Origin of the sequence: Clostridium sardiniense, from assembly GCF_016907995.1 — a bacterium.
Lineage (GTDB): Bacteria > Bacillota > Clostridia > Clostridiales > Clostridiaceae > Clostridium > Clostridium sardiniense.
Genome location: NZ_JAFBDA010000030.1, coordinates 1 through 18,433, shown reverse-complemented (window position 1 = coordinate 18,433; position 18,433 = coordinate 1). Strand labels below are relative to the sequence as shown.

The window sequence follows — 18,433 nt, the reverse complement described above, 5'->3', positions numbered from 1 at the left end:
TATAAATTTGTTTATGCAAATTTATACTGTTTTCAAATAATTATATAAAATATTAAAAGGAATTTTTCATAGAAGAAAAATTCCTTTTCCCACAGATTGAAGTTTATGGTTACACAGACTCTTTTTTATATTATTTATATAATATAATGTATATATTACTGATTTTGATTTTCTTTAGATAGTTCTCTTATCTTAGGTGAGCTGAAATATAATCCACAAACTTTATATTTAGAATCAACTTCTTTAAAGGATATGGATATATTTACAGGCTTGTCTTCTTTGGTAAATTTGCTTTTATAAAGTAGACTTACAGAATCTTTATCTTTTTTAGCTTGTATAAATTCTAAGGATCCTTCTTCATAGGTACCAATAGCTTCTTGAATTGGCATAACTAATTTAATAAAGGCGGCTTTATCAGGAAACATTTCATCCATAGATTCATCAAAATCTTTCCTAAAGTCTTCATAATTTAAATCACTCATTGAAATTAATATATTTTTTGTTATATTATCTGAGTATTTTCTTATATTAGATGCATCATAATCTGATGAGCAAGCTACTAAAGATATTGTAAAAATAGTTCCTAGTATAACTAGTAGAAACTTTTTAAGCTTCATATAAAAACCTCCATTTTAAAAGTAAAAAACATTAAGAAAATTATACCACAGTTTTACTAATAATCGGACTTTAGGGCAACAATAAAAACATGATGTATGATATAATATTTTAATACTAGGAAGGGAGGATGATGATTTGGATTTAAAATCATTATTAAATAAAGAACAGTATGAAGGTGCAGTTACTGTTGACGGTCAAGTCCTAATACTAGCAGGTGCAGGTTCGGGGAAGACAAGAGTTTTAACATATAGAATGGCTCATATGATAGAAGATCTAGGAATTAAACCATGGAGTATACTTGCAATAACGTTCACTAATAAAGCTGCAAAAGAGATGAGAGAAAGAGTTGAATCACTTGTTGGTGAAAAGGCTAATGAAATGTGGATATCTACTTTTCACTCAACTTGTGTAAGAATACTTAGAAGAGAAATTGATAAGCTTGGTTATAAATCAAGCTTTACTATATATGATACTTCAGATCAAAAGACACTTTTAAAAGAATGCATGAAAACTTTAAATATAAATGATAAAGATATAACTATTCAAGAAATTATGGGAAAGATAGGAAGAGCTAAGGATAATATGCAAGGTCCTGCAAGCTTCATGAGGGAATTTGAAGATAACTTTAGAGAAAAGAAGATTGCAGATGTTTATGAAATGTATCAAAAAAGGCTTAAAGAAAATAATGCCTTAGACTTCGATGATCTTATATTTAAAACAGTAGAATTATTTAGATCAAATGATGAAGTTTTAGAATTTTATCAAAATAAGTTTAAATATATAATGGTAGATGAGTATCAAGATACCAATGGTGCTCAATATGAATTTGTTAAGCTTTTAGCTATGAAGTACAAGAATATATGTGTTGTTGGTGATGATGACCAATGTATATATGCATGGAGAGGTGCAGATGTAACTAATATTCTTGATTTTGAAAAAGATTATCCAAATTGTAAAGTTATAAAACTTGAGCAAAACTATAGATCAAAAGGGAACATATTAGATGCTGCTAATGTTGTTATAGTAAATAACTCAAGAAGAAAGAGTAAGGCACTTAGAACAGAGCAAGAGCCTGGAAGTAAAATAAAAATATATAGAGCGTACTCTGATAAAGAAGAGGGAGACTTTGTAGCAAGACAAATACTTGATACAAAATCTAAAGATGGATGTGAAAATAAAGATTTTGCAGTTCTTTACAGAACAAATGCACAGTCACGTATTTTCGAAGAAACATTCAGAAGAAGAGGTATTGCTTATAAAATAGTAGGTGGAACAAAGTTCTACGATAGAAAAGAAATTAAAGATATGTTAGCGTATCTTAAAGTTCTTATAAATCCTCAAGATGATATAAGTATAAAGAGAATTATAAATGTTCCAAAAAGAAGTATAGGGGATGCAACTGTTAATAAAGTACAAGAATTTGCAGATATGTATGAATTAAATCTTTGGGATGCACTTCAAGAAGTAAGAACTATACCAACTCTTACTCCAAGAAATTGTACTTCACTTGAAAAGTTCACAGAACTTATGGATAACTTTATTATAATGGCAGAAACTATGCCAGTTTCTATGCTTATTGAGGCTATATTAAAAGATACTGGATACTTAGAAGAACTTAAGAAATCTAATGAAATAGAAGATAAAAGTAGAATTGAAAACTTACAAGAATTAGTATCTGATGCTGTTGAATTTGAAAAGAGTAGTGAAGATAAGAGTTTAATAGCTTACTTAGAAAAAGTATCACTAGTTCAAGATGTTGAAGATTCAGAAGGTGAAGAAGATAATGCCGTAGTATTAATGACCCTTCATAGTGCTAAGGGGTTAGAGTTCCCTCATGTATTTATGGTTGGAATGGAAAATGGTCTTTTCCCAAGTATGAGTGATTTTGATAAAGAAGATCAGATGGAAGAAGCAAGAAGACTTTGTTATGTTGGTATAACGAGAGCTAAAGATACACTTCATATGACTTCAGCTGAAGTTAGAAGAGTCTTTGGTAGAACAATGTCTTATAGCCAATCAGATTTCATTGGAGAGATAAGAAGTGATCTAAAGGAGTATGTAAATGAAAGAAGTACTAATGGTGCAGCTAGAGAAGGAATGTTTACTACACCTGGAAAGCCAAACTTTAATAATCCACATAGTTTAAGAAATTCTATGGGATCAAGTACTCAAAACAGAACTGTATCTCCAGCTGGAGTATCACATACTTCACCAAGTAGTGCTAAAGCATCTGCAAGTTTAGGAGAGATTAGCCTTGGAAGAAAAGTAAAACATGATAAGTTTGGGGAAGGTACAGTAGTATCAGTTATGCCAGCGGGAAATGATAAGAAACTTACAATAGCATTTGATAAGCAAGGAGTAAAGGTACTACTATTATCAATGGCTAATTTACAACTTTTATAATACCAGGAGGAAGTGTAAGCTTATGGATAAAAGAGAAAGAATGAAAACTCTTGTTGAGGAGTTAAACAGATATGCATATGAATATTACGCTTTAGATAATCCTTCAGTTAGTGATAAGGATTATGATAAGAAATATGATGAGCTTGTAGCTTTAGAAAAAGAACTTAATGAAGTGTTACCATATTCACCAACAGTTAGAGTTGGTGATGTGGTTCTTGAAGGCTTTAAGAAATATACTCATAAAGGTAGACTTTGGAGTTTAGGAAAAGCTCAAAGTATTGAAGAAATAATTGAATGGCATAATAGAAATGTTAAATTTGTAGATGAAATGAATGGGAGAGGGGAAGAATTACCACCTCTTAAATATATAGCAACCAAAAAGTTTGATGGATTAACAGTAAACTTAACATATGATGAAAATGGGGTTCTTGTGGTTGGTGCAACTAGAGGTACAGGAACAGTTGGAGAAGATGTAACAGCACAAGTAAAAACTATAAAGAGCATACCTCTTAAAGTTGATTGTAGTGATGTATTTGAAGTTCATGGAGAAGCAATAATGACTACAGAGGCTTTTGAAAAATATAATTCAGAAGCTGATGTTCCACTAAAGAATTTAAGGAATGGAGCAGCAGGTGCACTTAGAAATCTAAATGTACGTGAAACAGCTAGAAGAAACCTTTCAGCATTTTTCTATGATGTGGGGTATAAGGAAGGAAAGCCTTTTAAAACTTATACTGAAATGATGAATTTTATAAAAAATATGGGATTCCCAGTAGATGATTATATAAAGGAATGTCATACAATAGAAGATGTTCAAAAAGAAATAGATTATATCAGAGATATAAGATTTGATTTAAATTATGATATTGATGGACTTGTACTTGCAATTGATGATATGAGAACTAGAGAACTTCTAGGATATACAGTAAAATTCCCTAAATGGGCTATTGCATATAAATTTGAAGCTCAAGAAGCCACAACTAAACTTTTAGAGATTGAGTGGAATGTAGGTAGAAGTGGTAGAGTATCACCAACAGCTATTTTAGAGCCAGTTGAACTTGCTGGAGTTACGGTAAAGAGAGCTACTTTAAATAATATGGATGATATAAAAAGAAAAGGAGTAAAGGTTGGAGCGGAAGTCTTTGTAAGAAGAAGTAACGATGTTATTCCTGAAATTATGGGGGTTGTACCTGAAAGTTTAGAAGGTGCAATTGATATAATACCTCCAACTATATGTCCAGCTTGTGGTAGTCACTTAGTAGAAGAAGGAGCTCATATATTCTGCGAGAATACTTTATCATGTAAACCACAGCTTGTTAAAACTATAGTCCATTATGGATCAAGAGAAGCTATGAATATAACAGGATTCTCAGAAAGAACAGCAGAACAATTATTTGAGAGATTAAATATAAAATCAATTGGAGATTTATATAAACTAAATAAAGAAGACTTAGAAAAGCTAGAAAAGTTTGGTCCTAAGAAGGCTCAAAATCTATTAGATTCAATAGAAAATAGTAAGAACTGTAAGCTTGAAGCATTTATTTATGCATTAGGAATTAAAAATGTAGGTGCAAAGACTGCAAAAGATATAGTAAGTAGATTTAAATCTATTGAAGGACTTAAAAAGGCTACATTTGAAGAATTAGTGGAAGTTCCTGATGTAGGAGATATAGTTGCTAACTGTATTGTTGAATTCTTTGATGAAGAAAAGGTAATAGAGACAATAGATGAGCTTTTAGAACTTGGAGTTAATCCAGTATTCGAAGAAAAAGAAATTTTAGATAGTGTATTTGAAGGAAAAACTGTAGTTGTAACAGGAACTATGGAAAAATACTCAAGAAAAGATATAAAGGAAAAGCTAGAAACTCTTGGAGCTAAGGTTTCTGGTAGTGTAAGTAAAAAGACAGATTATGTTATAGCTGGAGCGGAAGCTGGTTCAAAGCTTACTAAGGCGGAAGAATTAGGAGTTAAGGTTATTACAGAAGACGAATTTGAAAAAATGATAGGAGGTTAGGAGATTTTGAAAAAAGCAATAAATATGTTAAGCATTGCTTCTAGTATTATAGCTTGTGTAGTTATAATTTGTACTTTTCTAACTTCTTATCAGTTTGTTTATTTAGGGCAGATGTTTGATTCATATTTAGCAGTTCAAGTTACTGTAGCAATAACTATGTTATTATTGGCTTTAAGGTTTTGGATGAATGAATATGGAAGAAAAAGATTATTGCATACATTTGTTAGCTTAGCGATAGCGGTTTCATTAATTTTCTTTATTTTTGTAACTGTAAGATAATAAAATATAAATAAAAAATACTTCTATGTACACCATAGAAGTATTTTTTATTTATGATCTCTTTTTTCAAAATCTTTAACATTATCCAAGTCTGAAATGTTAAACCCATCCGGAGTTTCATCATTTAAAAAGTCTTCATAAGAATATTCTTGCTTATTTATGCAGAGAGTATCTAACTTCTGACTCATTTTTTCAAGAATGTAATTTTTATAACGAAGTTGGTTATAAGCTTTTAAGGCTATAATGAAAAGCCAAATGCCAATAAACATAAAAGTTAACATAAAAAGTATGCCTATAATGGATACTAAAACAACTAAAAATGCCATCTTAACGCCTCCTCAAAATATAGGTTAATTATAGCATATTATTTTATAAAGTTAACCAAAGTAGAAAAAAATATTCACTTAAATTGTTTAGAATAAATGGTCATTGACAATAATTATGATAGGTTAATGAAAAGGAGAGGTATGGGTATGAAGAAGTTTTTAATACCATGTATTTTTATAGCCCTATTGCTAGTATTTACTCTAAGCTTTATAGAGATAGAAAAGTTAGATGATTCTAAAGGAACAGAATCACTTTTATATGCCGTTAATACTATACCTAATGAACTAAAAGATGTAAGTAAGCTTACAGTAAGAGAAGAGGATATAATTTGTGCCACAAGTAAGGGGCTTGTTGAGAAGGATAGTGAAGGTAAGATAGTTCCATCATTAGCAACAGAAGTTAATGTAAAAGAAGATGGGATAGAGTATGAATTTAAGATAAGAGAAGATGCATACTGGAGTGATGGTAATAGAATCACTGCAGAAGACATAGCTAACTTTTTTAAAGAATTATTAAAAGAAGAGAAAGATGAAAATATAGAACCTTTCTTAGATGTATATGGAGCAAGGGAATTTAGAAAAGGTAATGTAACTTTTGAGAATGGAGTAGCTATAAATTCAAAGGAAGAAGTTCTTACCATTCGTTTAAACAAAAAGAATGATAAATTCTTAGAAGAGTTAACTAAGACTCAATATAGAGTTAGAAGATATCTAATGATGTGGGATGACATAGAAAATAATTATAAAACTATAGTTTATTCTGGAGAATATTACATCAATAAGGTGACTGACGAAGGTATTGAGCTTAAAAAGAATAATAATAGTAGCAAGGATGTATCAGTAGAAACTATAAATATAGTTGAAGATGATAATGAAGAATTAGCAATGGCTGCCTTTGAGATAGGTCAAAGAGACGTGGTGGTTAACCCACCTACTACTCAGTTAAACAGATTGCAGAGTGAGGGAAGACTTAAGACTTTTTCATCAGATAATGGAAAATATATTTCATTAAATTCGGAAGATGAAAGTTTACCGTTATCGGTAAGAAAGACACTGTACTTTAATATAAATTTAGCGATGACCTCTTATCAGGAAGAGAATAATAATTACTTAGAACTTGCTGAAAGTAGTTATTTTAGAGATGATAAAGAAAATTTAGATAAACTTCAATCAAGAAAAGTTATGACTACTCAACAGAGCGGGAAAATTCCAGAAGTTATAACTCTTATGGCTAAGGATAATAATGAGAACAGAGCTATTTTAAAGCATATACAAAGTTGGTTTAAGGATAATACGGAGAGTACAGTTAGATATACTCTTGTAACGGAAGAGGAGTTTAAAAATTTAGAATTAAGAAATAGATATGATGCTGTAATAATAGATGAGACTGCTAATTCAAATAATAAAGAAGAGTTTTATTTAAAGTTAAAAGGTTACTATACTGCAAAAGAACTATCTATGTATGAAGAAATAATTAAAACAACAAATAAAAACTTTAATGGATTAGAAGACACTTTATTTAATAGTTATAGTATACTTCCGTTATTATTTGAAAAGAAAAATGTTGCTGTATCTAAAGATGTAAAAAATATAGAATTTGACTGGTATGGAAACATAAATTTCAAAGCATTAAAATAAGGTTGCTATTTATGCAACCTTATTTTAATAATAAAACTTAATTATCATAAGTTTTAGAAATCACATCTGTATTTTCAGAGGTACCATCAATAGTGGTTTCGTCTTTAACTTCTCTCTCATTTACTGAGGGTCCTACAGAAGTTTGAGACTCGGCATTTTTATTAATTGTAATATCATCATTAGTATTAGCCATAGTGTCATCAGCAGTATCAGTTATAATATCCACGTTAGTACTCGTAGTTTCATCTGATGATGAATTTCTAAATTCAAAGTTTGGTTCTTTAATTTCTAATTTTTCAAAGAAATTATCCTTAAATACATGGATAAACATAAAGAATATAAACATATTTTTATAACTATCAAATGATTTGCTAGATGAAGTAGTAAATATATCTTTCTTTCTTGAGTAAGTTATATTTTTTAAAAATATTGGTGATAATCCTGTGCTAGTTAATGTAGGTAAACTTGGCATTCTAAAGAATGTTTCGTCTAACATATCTTTAGATAACATACTAAAGTGTTTATACCTTTCTACATTATCTAAATCTGGTGCATCAGGCCAACTTGTAATTAAATTTGAGTTTAAGAAGTATTTTTTATATATTTTAGATATCATTGGAGTATACTCTCTTAATAAATCTGATTTATTAGCAAACATTATAACTGAAATTAAATAAAAACAAAGATCAAAGGAAGTATACTTAATTTCTTTTTTATCAGTAAGCTTTTGAATTATATTATTATCTTCATCATATAAGGATAATAATCTCTCCATTATTTCATTGTATTTTTCCTTGAAGGTAATTAAACCAGTATGTTCATATGAGTACATCAAATTTATAGCAAAAAGAGCACATAAGTCTAGCGATTCTATATAATAATCTTTTTCGTCAAATTTATTAATTAAAAATTCACTTAGATCGGTTATAAGGCTCACTATTTCATTATCATTAGAATATTCATAATAGATGTTAAAAGCTAATAATGTTTTAAGCCCTTCATCGAATGATAGATTATATAAAGCTTCTTTATAATCTAGGAACATCTGAAGTATTTGTGATGAGAATTCTTTATACTCTTCCTTAGCTTCTTCATCTTTTGCATAAAGAGAGTATAGATAGTAAGCATTCATCATAAAGGCTTGATCACTAAATATAAACTTTCTGTCCTTCTCAATTAAATTACCATCTTTAGATTCGCTTTCAAATAAACTCTTTTTAGTAATAAATATACCCTCTGAATTTCTAAGATTCTCATAATAAAAATCAAGTTGTTCATGTGCAAGGTATCTATAAGCATCTTTAAGTGAATCCTTAGAAGCCTTCTTATTAAAATGAGAGTAGTAGTCACTAAGCTCTAATAACGACATAGTCATTAAAGCATTAGTTGATGGGTTTACTTCTCTTTTAAAGGAGGATGAGTCAAATCCATGAGAAGTCTTATTGTGCATAAATATTGGCGATGATTTTTTATATAAGCACAATACTGGTGAAAATTTACTTAATATGCTAATATCTTTTGTAGATGTATTTTTTTTGGAATTCCTTGAAGAGAAGGTACATCCGCACTTAGAGTTTAAAGTAAGTATTTTAACGGCTTCTTTTGATAGATGAAAAAGCTGACCACATACTTCATCTTGTGATAAGCTATTCATACGAAAAAATGGCCCAATATATCTCAAAATATTTCACCTCATATATAATTCTTATAATAATTAATATGAGTAAATTTTTAAAATAGTGCAAAAAACTAAAAAAACATTTAAATTAGTATATAAAAATTAGAAATAATAGATTATTAATGAAGGAGGCGACTAATATGAGGTGTGACAGAAGAAAAAATGATCAAGTTAGACAAACAAAGGTAACTAGAAACTATACAAAATATGCCGAAGGATCAGTTTATATAGAGGTAGGAGATACAAAAGTACTTTGTAATGTATCAATAGAAGATAAGGTGCCACCATTTTTAAAAGGGAGTGGCGAAGGGTGGATAACAGCAGAATATAATATGCTACCTAGATCAACAGGGACTAGAAAGATTAGAGATATAGCTAGATTAAAAATAGATGGAAGAACTATGGAAATACAAAGGTTAATAGGAAGAGCATTAAGATCTGTTGTTGATTTGAAAGCTTTAGGTGAAAAAACATTATGGATAGATTGTGATGTTATTCAAGCAGATGGAGGGACTAGAACCACATCAATAACAGGAGCATTTATAGCGATGGTTGATGCAGTGAATAAACTTCATAAAGAAAGGCCATTTAAAGTGTATCCGATAAGAAGTTTTGTTGCTGCGACAAGTATAGGTATAGTAAATGGTGAGAAAGTAATAGACTTATGTTACGAAGAAGATTCAAATGCTAAAGTTGATATGAATATAATTGGAACAGAAGAAGGAGAGTTTGTTGAGGTCCAAGGTACTGGGGAAGAATCTCCAATGACAAGAAGTGAACTTAATGAATTATTAGATTTAGGTGAAAAGGGATTAAAACAAATGATATCAATTCAAAAGAATTCATTAAAGATGGATGCTTTATGGATTGGAACAGGAGGGAAATAGATGAGAAAACTTATATTAGCTAGTAATAATCAGAAGAAGATTAAAGAGATAAAACATATTCTAGAAGATATGGATTTGGAAGTTAGATCTTTAAAAGATGAAAATATAGATATTGATGTAGTTGAAGATGGAATAACTTTTATGGAGAATGCCAATAAAAAGGCAAGAGAAATAAGAGACTATCTAATAAACAGAGGAGAAGAAAATTTCCTTGTTATGGCTGATGATTCAGGGTTGGAAGTTGAGTATTTAAATGGAGAACCAGGAGTATATTCAGCTAGGTATGCAGGTGAACATGGTGATGATGCCAAAAACAATGAAAAACTACTAAAAAACTTAGAAGGTGTCCCAATTGAAAAAAGAGGAGCTAAATTTGTTTGTCATATAACTCTTATAAATTATGAAGGCAAATCCTTAGATATAAGAGGAGAAGTTAATGGCAGGATAATAGAGAAGCTAAATGGAGAAGGTGGATTTGGTTATGATCCTTTATTCTACTATGAAGGCTTCAATAAGACATTTGGAGAAGCTACACCTGAAGAAAAAAATAGTATTAGTCATAGAGGGGTAGCGTTAAAAGAATTAAAAGAAAAAATTTATAAGGTGCTATAGGAGGCAGTTAATATGTTAATAGCAGTAGTAAGTGATACTCATAGAATGCAAAGATATATAGAAGCTGTTAGAGAGCGTATTATAGACGCTGATATTCTTATACATTTAGGAGATAACGTAGATGATGTAGAAGAGCTTTCAGATGGGTTTGATGGGGTAGTATATGCTGTAGTAGGTAATTGCGACTACTCTAATGAATATCCAATAGAAAGAATAGTAGAATTAGAAGGAGTTAAGATACTAGCAACTCATGGACACGCATATAATGTTAAGTGTGGATTGCATAATTTATATTATAGAGCACAAGAAGTTGGAGCTAATATAGCTTTATTTGGGCATACCCATCAAGAGTTAGTTATAAGAGAGAATGGAATTACTATTATGAATCCGGGGAGCGTTTCATTACCAAGAGGGAAGGGGAGGTACATTGGATTCATAGAAATTAAAGTAGGAGAAGAACCTAGTGTATATTTAGAATCAATAGAATAGATAAATATGGTGATAAATTATTAATGAAAGCGTAAATGCGTTAATAAAATATTTATTAAACTAGCATTTTGTTTTGAAATTAAAAAGTATTGAATTTTATAATATATTCTTTGAAAAAAGTATTGACGGATTAGTAATCATCATGTAGAATAGTCATTGTCGTTGAGAGACAACGCGGTGAGCAAAATGATCTCAAAAGACGATGTATGACTCTTCGGGGTGTGGCGCAGATGGTAGCGCGCATGGTTTGGGACCATGAGGTCGCAGGTTCGAGACCTGTCACCCCGACCACTAAAATTTTGTCAAATTAAATCTTGACAAAATTCTCAAAAACCTGTATAACTAATAAGGCAGGTTGCTTGTTTAACTTACTAAGTCCGAGAGACAAGGGTAACAAGTACAACATGCGGGTGTTGCTTAATGGTAAAGCTCTAGCCTTCCAAGCTAGCCACGAGGGTTCGATTCCCTTCACCCGCTCCACTTTGACAAAGAACTTCTTTAAAAAAGTTCTTGACAAAATAAACGGAATGGTTTACAATAATAAACGTTCTGAAATGCGTCTTTAGCTCAGCTGGATAGAGCAACGCCCTTCTAAGGCGTGGGCCAGGAGTTCGAATCTCTTAAGACGCACCATTTCGGGGTGTGGCGCAGATGGTAGCGCGCATGGTTTGGGACCATGAGGTCGCAGGTTCGAGACCTGTCACCCCGACCACTTTAAATTTAATATTACCTGCGGGTGTTGCTTAATGGTAAAGCTCTAGCCTTCCAAGCTAGCCACGAGGGTTCGATTCCCTTCACCCGCTCCAATATGCGTCTTTAGCTCAGCTGGATAGAGCAACGCCCTTCTAAGGCGTGGGCCAGGAGTTCGAATCTCTTAAGACGCACCATATGGTGAATGTAGTTCAGTTGGTAGAGCGCCAGATTGTGGTTCTGGTTGTCGTGGGTTCGAGTCCCATCATTCACCCCATGTAGGGATATCGCCAAGCGGTAAGGCACCACACTTTGACTGTGGTATTCGTAGGTTCAAATCCTGCTATCCCTGCCATAGATGGTTCGCTAGCTCAGTCGGTAGAGCACATGACTTTTAATCATGGTGTCCCGGGTTCGATTCCCGGGCGAGCCACCAATTTAATTAAATAACGTGCAGGTGTGGCGGAATTGGCAGACGCACTAGACTTAGGATCTAGCGCCTTAGGCGTGGGGGTTCGACTCCCTTCACCTGCACCATTAATTAAATTAATTGAATATAGCATACGCAGAAGTGGCTCAATGGTAGAGCGCCACCTTGCCAAGGTGGATGTTGCGGGTTCGAGTCCCGTCTTCTGCTCCAATATATGCGGGTGTTGCTTAATGGTAAAGCTCTAGCCTTCCAAGCTAGCCACGAGGGTTCGATTCCCTTCACCCGCTCCAATACATGCGTCTTTAGCTCAGCTGGATAGAGCAACGCCCTTCTAAGGCGTGGGCCAGGAGTTCGAATCTCTTAAGACGCACCATTATTATGCGCTATTAGCTCAGTTGGTAGAGCACCTGACTCTTAATCAGGGTGTCCCGGGTTCGAATCCCTGATGGCGCACCAAAATATGATGGTGAATGTAGTTCAGTTGGTAGAGCGCCAGATTGTGGTTCTGGTTGTCGTGGGTTCGAGTCCCATCATTCACCCCATGTAGGGATATCGCCAAGCGGTAAGGCACCACACTTTGACTGTGGTATTCGTAGGTTCAAATCCTGCTATCCCTGCCAAATAATATGGTTCGCTAGCTCAGTCGGTAGAGCACATGACTTTTAATCATGGTGTCCCGGGTTCGATTCCCGGGCGAGCCACCAATTTAATTAAATAACGTGCAGGTGTGGCGGAATTGGCAGACGCACTAGACTTAGGATCTAGCGCCTTAGGCGTGGGGGTTCGACTCCCTTCACCTGCACCATTAATTAAATTAATATAAAATATATGCAGAAGTGGCTCAATGGTAGAGCGCCACCTTGCCAAGGTGGATGTTGCGGGTTCGAGTCCCGTCTTCTGCTCCATATATGCGGGTGTTGCTTAATGGTAAAGCTCTAGCCTTCCAAGCTAGCCACGAGGGTTCGATTCCCTTCACCCGCTCCAACAAAAACAACTAGTTTTTAGTTGTTTTTTTTATCCCTAAAATATAAAAGTGTTTGATAAAATCCACAATTGGTAAAAAGATATCCACAACAAATATTATTTTTCATTTGTTTTTTGTGGATATCTTTTTAAATTTGTTATGTAAAATTTATACTATTAAGTAGATTTAAAGAATTGATGTGGAAATTTGAATTAGAAATGATTATAATTATAAAATAAGCACCTATAGCTCAGCTGGATAGAGCGATGGACTTCGAATCCACAGGTCGCGAGTTCGAATCTTGCTAGGTGCACCAATATCAATAGGTTAGAGGAGTAGAGTTCAAGCTTTACCCCTCTTTTTACACATTATAGCTTTTTATAAAGCATTTTTATCACAAAAAAGAACATTATTTAACGTCCAGTGATAAGTATAAATCATTTAATTTACTTGATACATTTTCTTTTATATTGCTTAAAGCGTGTGAATAAGTATCTAAACATGAACGAGAAGTATTAAAATTATATTATGGTAAGTATTTTAGATAATACTAAGATAGACATAGGAAGTTTAATTTAAGGGGATGGAGAGAGTTTATATCCTTTTATTTATATATGACATAATTTGATGAGGCTAAATATAGGTGATATTAATATAATTAACAAAAAAAGAGAGCTTGAGCCCTCTTCTTTAATCAGCTTTTTTTAAAGTTGTTAGTATAGGAGTTCCTTTAAATAAAAATATTCCCCATAAGATTATAATGAATATAGCCATTTTTTCAGATATATTAAACCAAAGTATGTAGCCTATAAATAGAGTTAAAGTATTTAATATCTTCTTAAGCCATTTACTCATGGAGCTTTCTTTATTTAAAGTCCTACATCTTGGACATCTGATACTTGGGCAAGTTGTTTCTAGTCTTTTAACTTCATTTCATTTGAATTTATAGTCACAATTACAACATTTAAACATATTATCACCTACCTATATTGTTTATTAAAAATAACTTCTTTAGTAACATTGTTATTTGTTAACTTGAAGTCTAGAGTTCGTCCATCCCATTCGCTTACATTATAGAAAGTACCGTTAGGATTCTTTATTATTCTTAATCGAACCTTTTTATTTTTTTTTGTTAAATTATTAATTTTTGTACCTGCACTTATTCTAGGCAATGCAGAAAACATAGTTATATAACTATAAGGCTTGGCTATGTGTTTAGCTACTGAACCAACAACATTAGAAACTATTGTATTAGCAACAGTTTTAATAACTGTACTTGAGTTTAATGCATATGCTGCATCTTTTGCTTGTGATACTGTCATATAGTAATCATCTACTTGTTGTGAAAATCTTGGAGCACCAAGTCGCTTTTGAATAAGAGCACTGCTTTTACCTGAAGGAAGTCTATTAGTAGCACCACCACCACCACTTATATTAGCTTTAGGCATTGCTTTAGGCGTGTTTTTTATTTCCCCATCTTCATTTATGTCATTTTTAGTTAACCCTATTCCGTCTATGTAGGCTATAATATCATTATTTGAAGGAGGGATATTGTCTGCAAATGCAGCTACTTGAGAAGAGAGACAAAATAATATCATTATAGCTATAATTTTTATAAAGTTACTTTTGTTTTTCATAAAAAACCCTCCTTTTTAATAGAATGTTGATAATTAAATAGTAATATAAGTGATAGATAATTAAAAGACTGCAATTTATTGTAGGAATATGATAAAATTATACTGTTGGGGAAAAATATGTTAGATGGAAACCAGAGTAAGTATTTTAAAATACTAAGATTAATATATAGTGATGAGTGGGTATTAATAAATTTCATATCCTTTTACTTATATGTGGGCGTAAAGTATTTAACGCCCTATAAATTGATGATATGGGGTTAGCTTGGAAGATGTATATAAGATGGAAGGTACTTACTTAAGAGCTATACATAATAAGGGGAGTATATATAGAAGAGTTAGGATTAACTCAATGTTAGGCTAGTAATAAAAGAAAGATTATTAATCCTGTTAGAGCTAAAATAAATTTATATGTAGTGTTTAAGTTAATAATATTTAGATATAAGGATATGATATATTATGGAATAAGTAGATTAATTAATAAGATATTACTATAAAAATAATAATGTAAAATATAGAAATAGCATAATTTGCAATGTAAAATTCATATAATAACAAGGTATGTTTTGGAAATTATGGTAGCATATTTAGCTATAAATGGATTTAAATGTTTTAGAGAGGATTAATCCTCTCTTTTTTCGAGTTTTATGTTTAAAGATATTAAAAGTAATTATTGTAAAATTTATTATTGCTAAATATATTATAATTGCATAAAGCTTAAAGTTTAAAATATTATGTTTGTGTAGAAATTCGAAAACACCACAAAAAGGAAGATTGATTAAGCTTAATATATCTAATATAAATTCAGAGTAAATACTATATGTGTCTATATAACATAATACTTTATAGATTTCAAAATAATTTTTATATCTAAAGATAATAGAAACATAGATATGAAAATAAAAAATGTAAAGATTATTTTTTCTTTTCTATTGAAGTTAAAGTAAGTAATTAAGAATATTAAAATAAATGCATCTAAAAGAGTTGTGGCAATATAACTCCTGGGTAAAGAAAACAAAACTAATCCTATAATTATTATTAATAAATACGATAGTGATATCTTTTTACTTTTCAAATTTATTACACTCCTAATTCAATTATAAGTTAATATAAGTAAAATATAATTGGGTATATAAATTATATATAATAGATCAGGAGAGTAATTAATAAGAATATATTAAAAACTTTACCCCTTATAAAATAAGATTGTTTATAAAATAATTAAAATTATAATAGCTATATAACCAGGAGTAAGTATGATATAAACGATAATAAAATTATATATTTCCTTTCCACAGGTCGCGAGTTCGAATCTTGCTAGGTGCACCAAAATAAAGACCTATAGAATTTCTACAGGTCTTTTTGTTATGAAAATTATAAATTACACTCCAAATGTTACTAATGCTTTTGATTCTTCTAATGCGACTACATTATGCATTACATTCGAATCAAATGAAAGAAGTTCTCCTTTTGATAACTCATATCTTCCTCCATCTTCAAATTCTATTTTAAACTTTCCTTCAAGTACAACTAATTGAGCCATTTTTTCATGAGTATGATTTGGTAATCCTTCACCAGCTTTACAATTAAGATATACAGATATAAAATTATTGTTTTTAACAACTAAATTTTTGATATTTGTCTTTTCTTTAAATAAATTCAGTTTTTCTCTTTTCATCTTCATCACCTCAAATTAATTTCTTATATAATCCTTAATTGAATTATATAGCTTTTAAAATCTAATTAATGTAATTTAAATCAAATTATGATTAATTTTCATTTTCTATTTGTTAAAAACAATTTATTTATATTATAAAGCGTTCAATAAAAAATAAGATAAAATTAATCTATGTATATTCTGTATGCTATAAATTATTAGAAAATCTTAATGAGAGATAAATAGATATACAATCATAATTATATATCTATATTGATAAAATGTATTATATAGAATATATGGTTAGGAAGAATATATATTATGAGTATTGAAGATATAGCTACTAGATTGTTATTAGCAATAGTAATTGGCGGAGTGGTAGGATATGATAGAGAATTTAAAAATAGACCAGCTGGATTCAGAACCCATATACTAGTATGTATTGGAGCAACTGTAACTGCTTTAATTGAAGTAGAACTTGGATATTCAATTATCAAAGGAATAACAGAGACTCCAGAGATTTCAGGGATGTTAAGTGTTGATTTGGGAAGAATAAGTGCTCAAGTAATATCAGGAATAGGGTTTTTAGGAGCTGGTACAATAATAAGAAATAAAGGTTCGGTTAAAGGTCTTACAACAGCAGCATCAATATGGGCAGTTGCTTGTGTTGGACTAGCTATTGGTATGGGATTTTATACTATAAGTATATTAAGTGCAATTGGGATAGTTATTGCATTAGTATTTTTAAAGACCTTCCAAAATAAATTTATAACTAAATTAGAAGAAATAAAATTTGAAGTAAAATATGATAATAAAATTGAGGCTATAAAAGAGATTGATGATTGTTTGATAGATATGGAAATAAATATAGAAAATATAGAGTTTAATTTAATAAATGAAAATAGAGGAGAGCATAATTTTGAAAATACTTGTGTATACACTATTTTAGCTCCTCAAAATATTGATTTAAATTTATTAATATGTGATTTATCTTCAGGAGAGCATATATTAGGTCTAAAATTATTAAATAAAGGTGGAGTAAGTAGGAGAATGAAATAGAATAATCAATTATTTTCGAACTAAAAAGAGAGTTGAAATAAAAGATAGATATATTTGATTGATAATGATTAAGTATAGCTATCTTTTTATTAATTTATCTGAAAAATAGAATTAGGAAGTGAAATATATTGAATTTTAATTTCATAGTTTTCAGTTTGAGATTCAACTAAAAATAAATCTCACACATTATGTTTTAATGTAGCTTTATCTAGTGGAGAATAAATTAATATTTCATTATTCAGTGGGTTGAATATATAGCATAACTATAGCAAATATATATTAATACTAATTATTTTAAAATAATACCTTAATAATTAGTAGGGGAAGGATATGTGTTATATGGGTGATTTTTATCATACTTTGCAGATGTATTATTCTACTTTCATTTTTATCACTATATCTTTTACAATATTTATAATCATAATTTTACTTAAATAAGTATCATATTTAAATTCTTTTAGGTTTTAATTTATATTTAGAATTATGAAGACTTTTATATGTTCTATTTATTCTTTAAGTTTATATATTACTTATATAGTTAAGTAGCTAAGTGTTAAGAATAACATTCATTGTAAATAAATTTATAAGCAATATAAATATAATATATAACAAAATATAAGTAGTCATTAAAAATAGAAGTGACAAAAGGCTTAAATATAATACAAATATATACAATTTAATAATAATATTAAGAAAAACTTATCCAAGTGTATCTATATGAGAAAAATATAGAAAAATTGAATAAATTAAAGAATTTTAAATATAATATTCAATAAATAGATGTTACATAATTATGTAGAGTAAATACTATGATAGAATAATCCATGTTGTCACCGGGAAACAGTGCGAAACACAAAAGATTGTGTAGAAAAACACAAAAAAATGTGTTGACATTATTCCACAGAGATGATAAGATAAGGAAGTCGCTTAAGGGTGACAAGATATTTGATCTTTGAAAAATGAACAGAATATAGAAATACATTTAAACAACCAGCAATTCTTTTTATTAAAGTAAGTTTTATGAGTGAAAAGATTAAACTTTTTATTGAGAGTTT

At 30.4% G+C, this 18,433-nt stretch carries 14 protein-coding genes and 21 tRNA genes; 29 read left to right on the top strand and 6 right to left on the bottom strand.

The genetic code is table 11. From position 1 onward, the window contains the following. Positions 1-155: 155 nt before the first annotated feature. The gene (locus tag JOC62_RS16895) at positions 156-617 is read right to left on the bottom strand and encodes a hypothetical protein (RefSeq protein ID WP_204596454.1); all 462 of its coding nucleotides are present in this window, start codon (positions 615-617) and stop codon (positions 156-158) included. Positions 618-753: 136 nt separating this feature from the next. Here JOC62_RS16895 and pcrA point away from each other — a divergent pair, with 136 nt between their 5' ends. From pcrA to JOC62_RS16880, 3 genes are read left to right on the top strand one after another with little or no spacing between them, the layout of a single operon-like run. Then, a complete protein-coding gene (gene pcrA, locus JOC62_RS16890) occupies positions 754-3,021 on the top strand; it encodes a DNA helicase PcrA (RefSeq protein WP_204596453.1) in 2,268 nt (755 codons plus the stop codon). Positions 3,022-3,043: 22 nt separating this feature from the next. Next, positions 3,044-5,035 carry an NAD-dependent DNA ligase LigA gene (ligA, locus tag JOC62_RS16885; protein ID WP_204596452.1) on the top strand — a complete coding sequence of 664 codons (1,992 nt, stop codon included), beginning with the start codon at positions 3,044-3,046 and terminating at the stop codon, positions 5,033-5,035. Positions 5,036-5,041: 6 nt separating this feature from the next. After that, positions 5,042-5,314 carry a hypothetical protein gene (locus JOC62_RS16880; RefSeq protein ID WP_204596451.1) on the top strand — a complete coding sequence of 91 codons (273 nt, stop codon included), beginning with the start codon at positions 5,042-5,044 and terminating at the stop codon, positions 5,312-5,314. A 47-nt stretch (positions 5,315-5,361) separates the two neighbouring features. On the opposite strand, the gene JOC62_RS16875 is transcribed toward JOC62_RS16880, so the two are convergent. Then, positions 5,362-5,640 carry a hypothetical protein gene (locus JOC62_RS16875; RefSeq protein ID WP_204596450.1) on the bottom strand — a complete coding sequence of 93 codons (279 nt, stop codon included), beginning with the start codon at positions 5,638-5,640 and terminating at the stop codon, positions 5,362-5,364. A gap of 147 nt (positions 5,641-5,787) precedes the next feature. On the opposite strand from JOC62_RS16875, the gene JOC62_RS16870 reads away from it, so the two are divergent. Further along, a complete protein-coding gene (locus tag JOC62_RS16870) occupies positions 5,788-7,278 on the top strand; it encodes an ABC transporter substrate-binding protein (protein ID WP_204596449.1) in 1,491 nt (496 codons plus the stop codon). Between the two features lie 37 nt (positions 7,279-7,315). Here the strand turns inward: JOC62_RS16870 and JOC62_RS16865 are convergent, their stop codons facing one another. Beyond that, positions 7,316-8,959: a hypothetical protein gene (locus JOC62_RS16865; protein ID WP_204596448.1), complete on the bottom strand. Its 1,644-nt coding sequence runs from the start codon at positions 8,957-8,959 to the stop codon at positions 7,316-7,318. Between the two features lie 137 nt (positions 8,960-9,096). Here JOC62_RS16865 and rph point away from each other — a divergent pair, with 137 nt between their 5' ends. From rph to JOC62_RS16745, 24 genes are all read left to right on the top strand, one after another. Continuing rightward, positions 9,097-9,843, top strand: a complete 747-nt coding sequence (rph, locus tag JOC62_RS16860; protein ID WP_204596447.1) for a ribonuclease PH — start codon at positions 9,097-9,099, stop codon at positions 9,841-9,843. After that, positions 9,844-10,455, top strand: a complete 612-nt coding sequence (locus JOC62_RS16855; protein ID WP_204596446.1) for an XTP/dITP diphosphatase — start codon at positions 9,844-9,846, stop codon at positions 10,453-10,455. 12 nt (positions 10,456-10,467) lie between these two features. Next, on the top strand, positions 10,468-10,944 hold the full coding sequence (locus JOC62_RS16850) for a YfcE family phosphodiesterase (protein ID WP_204596445.1): 477 nt from the start codon (positions 10,468-10,470) through the stop codon (positions 10,942-10,944). A gap of 215 nt (positions 10,945-11,159) precedes the next feature. Further along, positions 11,160-11,235 (top strand) — tRNA-Pro (locus JOC62_RS16845). Positions 11,236-11,350: 115 nt separating this feature from the next. Further along, positions 11,351-11,424: transfer RNA gene (locus JOC62_RS16840), tRNA-Gly, on the top strand. Positions 11,425-11,500: 76 nt separating this feature from the next. After that, positions 11,501-11,577, top strand: a tRNA-Arg gene (locus tag JOC62_RS16835). Positions 11,578-11,580: 3 nt separating this feature from the next. Then, positions 11,581-11,656, top strand: a tRNA-Pro gene (locus tag JOC62_RS16830). 20 nt (positions 11,657-11,676) lie between these two features. Continuing rightward, positions 11,677-11,750 (top strand) — tRNA-Gly (locus JOC62_RS16825). Between the two features lie 4 nt (positions 11,751-11,754). Next, a tRNA-Arg gene (locus tag JOC62_RS16820) sits at positions 11,755-11,831 on the top strand. Positions 11,832-11,835: 4 nt separating this feature from the next. After that, positions 11,836-11,911, top strand: a tRNA-His gene (locus tag JOC62_RS16815). Between the two features lie 3 nt (positions 11,912-11,914). After that, a tRNA-Gln gene (locus JOC62_RS16810) sits at positions 11,915-11,989 on the top strand. Between the two features lie 5 nt (positions 11,990-11,994). Further along, positions 11,995-12,070: transfer RNA gene (locus tag JOC62_RS16805), tRNA-Lys, on the top strand. Between the two features lie 17 nt (positions 12,071-12,087). Then, positions 12,088-12,171, top strand: a tRNA-Leu gene (locus JOC62_RS16800). Between the two features lie 28 nt (positions 12,172-12,199). Next, positions 12,200-12,274 (top strand) — tRNA-Gly (locus tag JOC62_RS16795). Between the two features lie 6 nt (positions 12,275-12,280). Continuing rightward, positions 12,281-12,354, top strand: a tRNA-Gly gene (locus JOC62_RS16790). Positions 12,355-12,360: 6 nt separating this feature from the next. After that, positions 12,361-12,437, top strand: a tRNA-Arg gene (locus JOC62_RS16785). 7 nt (positions 12,438-12,444) lie between these two features. Next, positions 12,445-12,520: transfer RNA gene (locus JOC62_RS16780), tRNA-Lys, on the top strand. A gap of 10 nt (positions 12,521-12,530) precedes the next feature. Then, positions 12,531-12,606 (top strand) — tRNA-His (locus tag JOC62_RS16775). 3 nt (positions 12,607-12,609) lie between these two features. Beyond that, a tRNA-Gln gene (locus tag JOC62_RS16770) sits at positions 12,610-12,684 on the top strand. An 8-nt stretch (positions 12,685-12,692) separates the two neighbouring features. Further along, positions 12,693-12,768 (top strand) — tRNA-Lys (locus JOC62_RS16765). Positions 12,769-12,785: 17 nt separating this feature from the next. Next, positions 12,786-12,869 (top strand) — tRNA-Leu (locus tag JOC62_RS16760). A gap of 25 nt (positions 12,870-12,894) precedes the next feature. Next, positions 12,895-12,969: transfer RNA gene (locus JOC62_RS16755), tRNA-Gly, on the top strand. A 5-nt stretch (positions 12,970-12,974) separates the two neighbouring features. Continuing rightward, positions 12,975-13,048 (top strand) — tRNA-Gly (locus JOC62_RS16750). Positions 13,049-13,267: 219 nt separating this feature from the next. Further along, a tRNA-Arg gene (locus tag JOC62_RS16745) sits at positions 13,268-13,344 on the top strand. A gap of 374 nt (positions 13,345-13,718) precedes the next feature. On the opposite strand, the gene JOC62_RS16740 is transcribed toward JOC62_RS16745, so the two are convergent. The 3 genes from JOC62_RS16740 to JOC62_RS16730 all read right to left on the bottom strand — a co-directional run bounded on the left by JOC62_RS16740 (position 13,719) and on the right by JOC62_RS16730 (position 16,340). After that, positions 13,719-13,883, bottom strand: a complete 165-nt coding sequence (locus tag JOC62_RS16740) for a hypothetical protein (protein WP_204596444.1) — start codon at positions 13,881-13,883, stop codon at positions 13,719-13,721. A 125-nt stretch (positions 13,884-14,008) separates the two neighbouring features. Continuing rightward, positions 14,009-14,665, bottom strand: a complete 657-nt coding sequence (locus JOC62_RS16735) for a hypothetical protein (protein WP_204596443.1) — start codon at positions 14,663-14,665, stop codon at positions 14,009-14,011. A gap of 1,378 nt (positions 14,666-16,043) precedes the next feature. Then, entirely contained in the window at positions 16,044-16,340 is a 297-nt protein-coding gene (locus JOC62_RS16730; protein WP_204596442.1) for a cupin domain-containing protein, read from the bottom strand. 300 nt (positions 16,341-16,640) lie between these two features. Between JOC62_RS16730 and JOC62_RS16725 the strand changes: the two genes are divergently transcribed. Continuing rightward, on the top strand, positions 16,641-17,378 hold the full coding sequence (locus JOC62_RS16725) for an MgtC/SapB family protein (protein ID WP_204596441.1): 738 nt from the start codon (positions 16,641-16,643) through the stop codon (positions 17,376-17,378). The last annotated feature ends 1,055 nt before the right edge of the window (positions 17,379-18,433 follow it).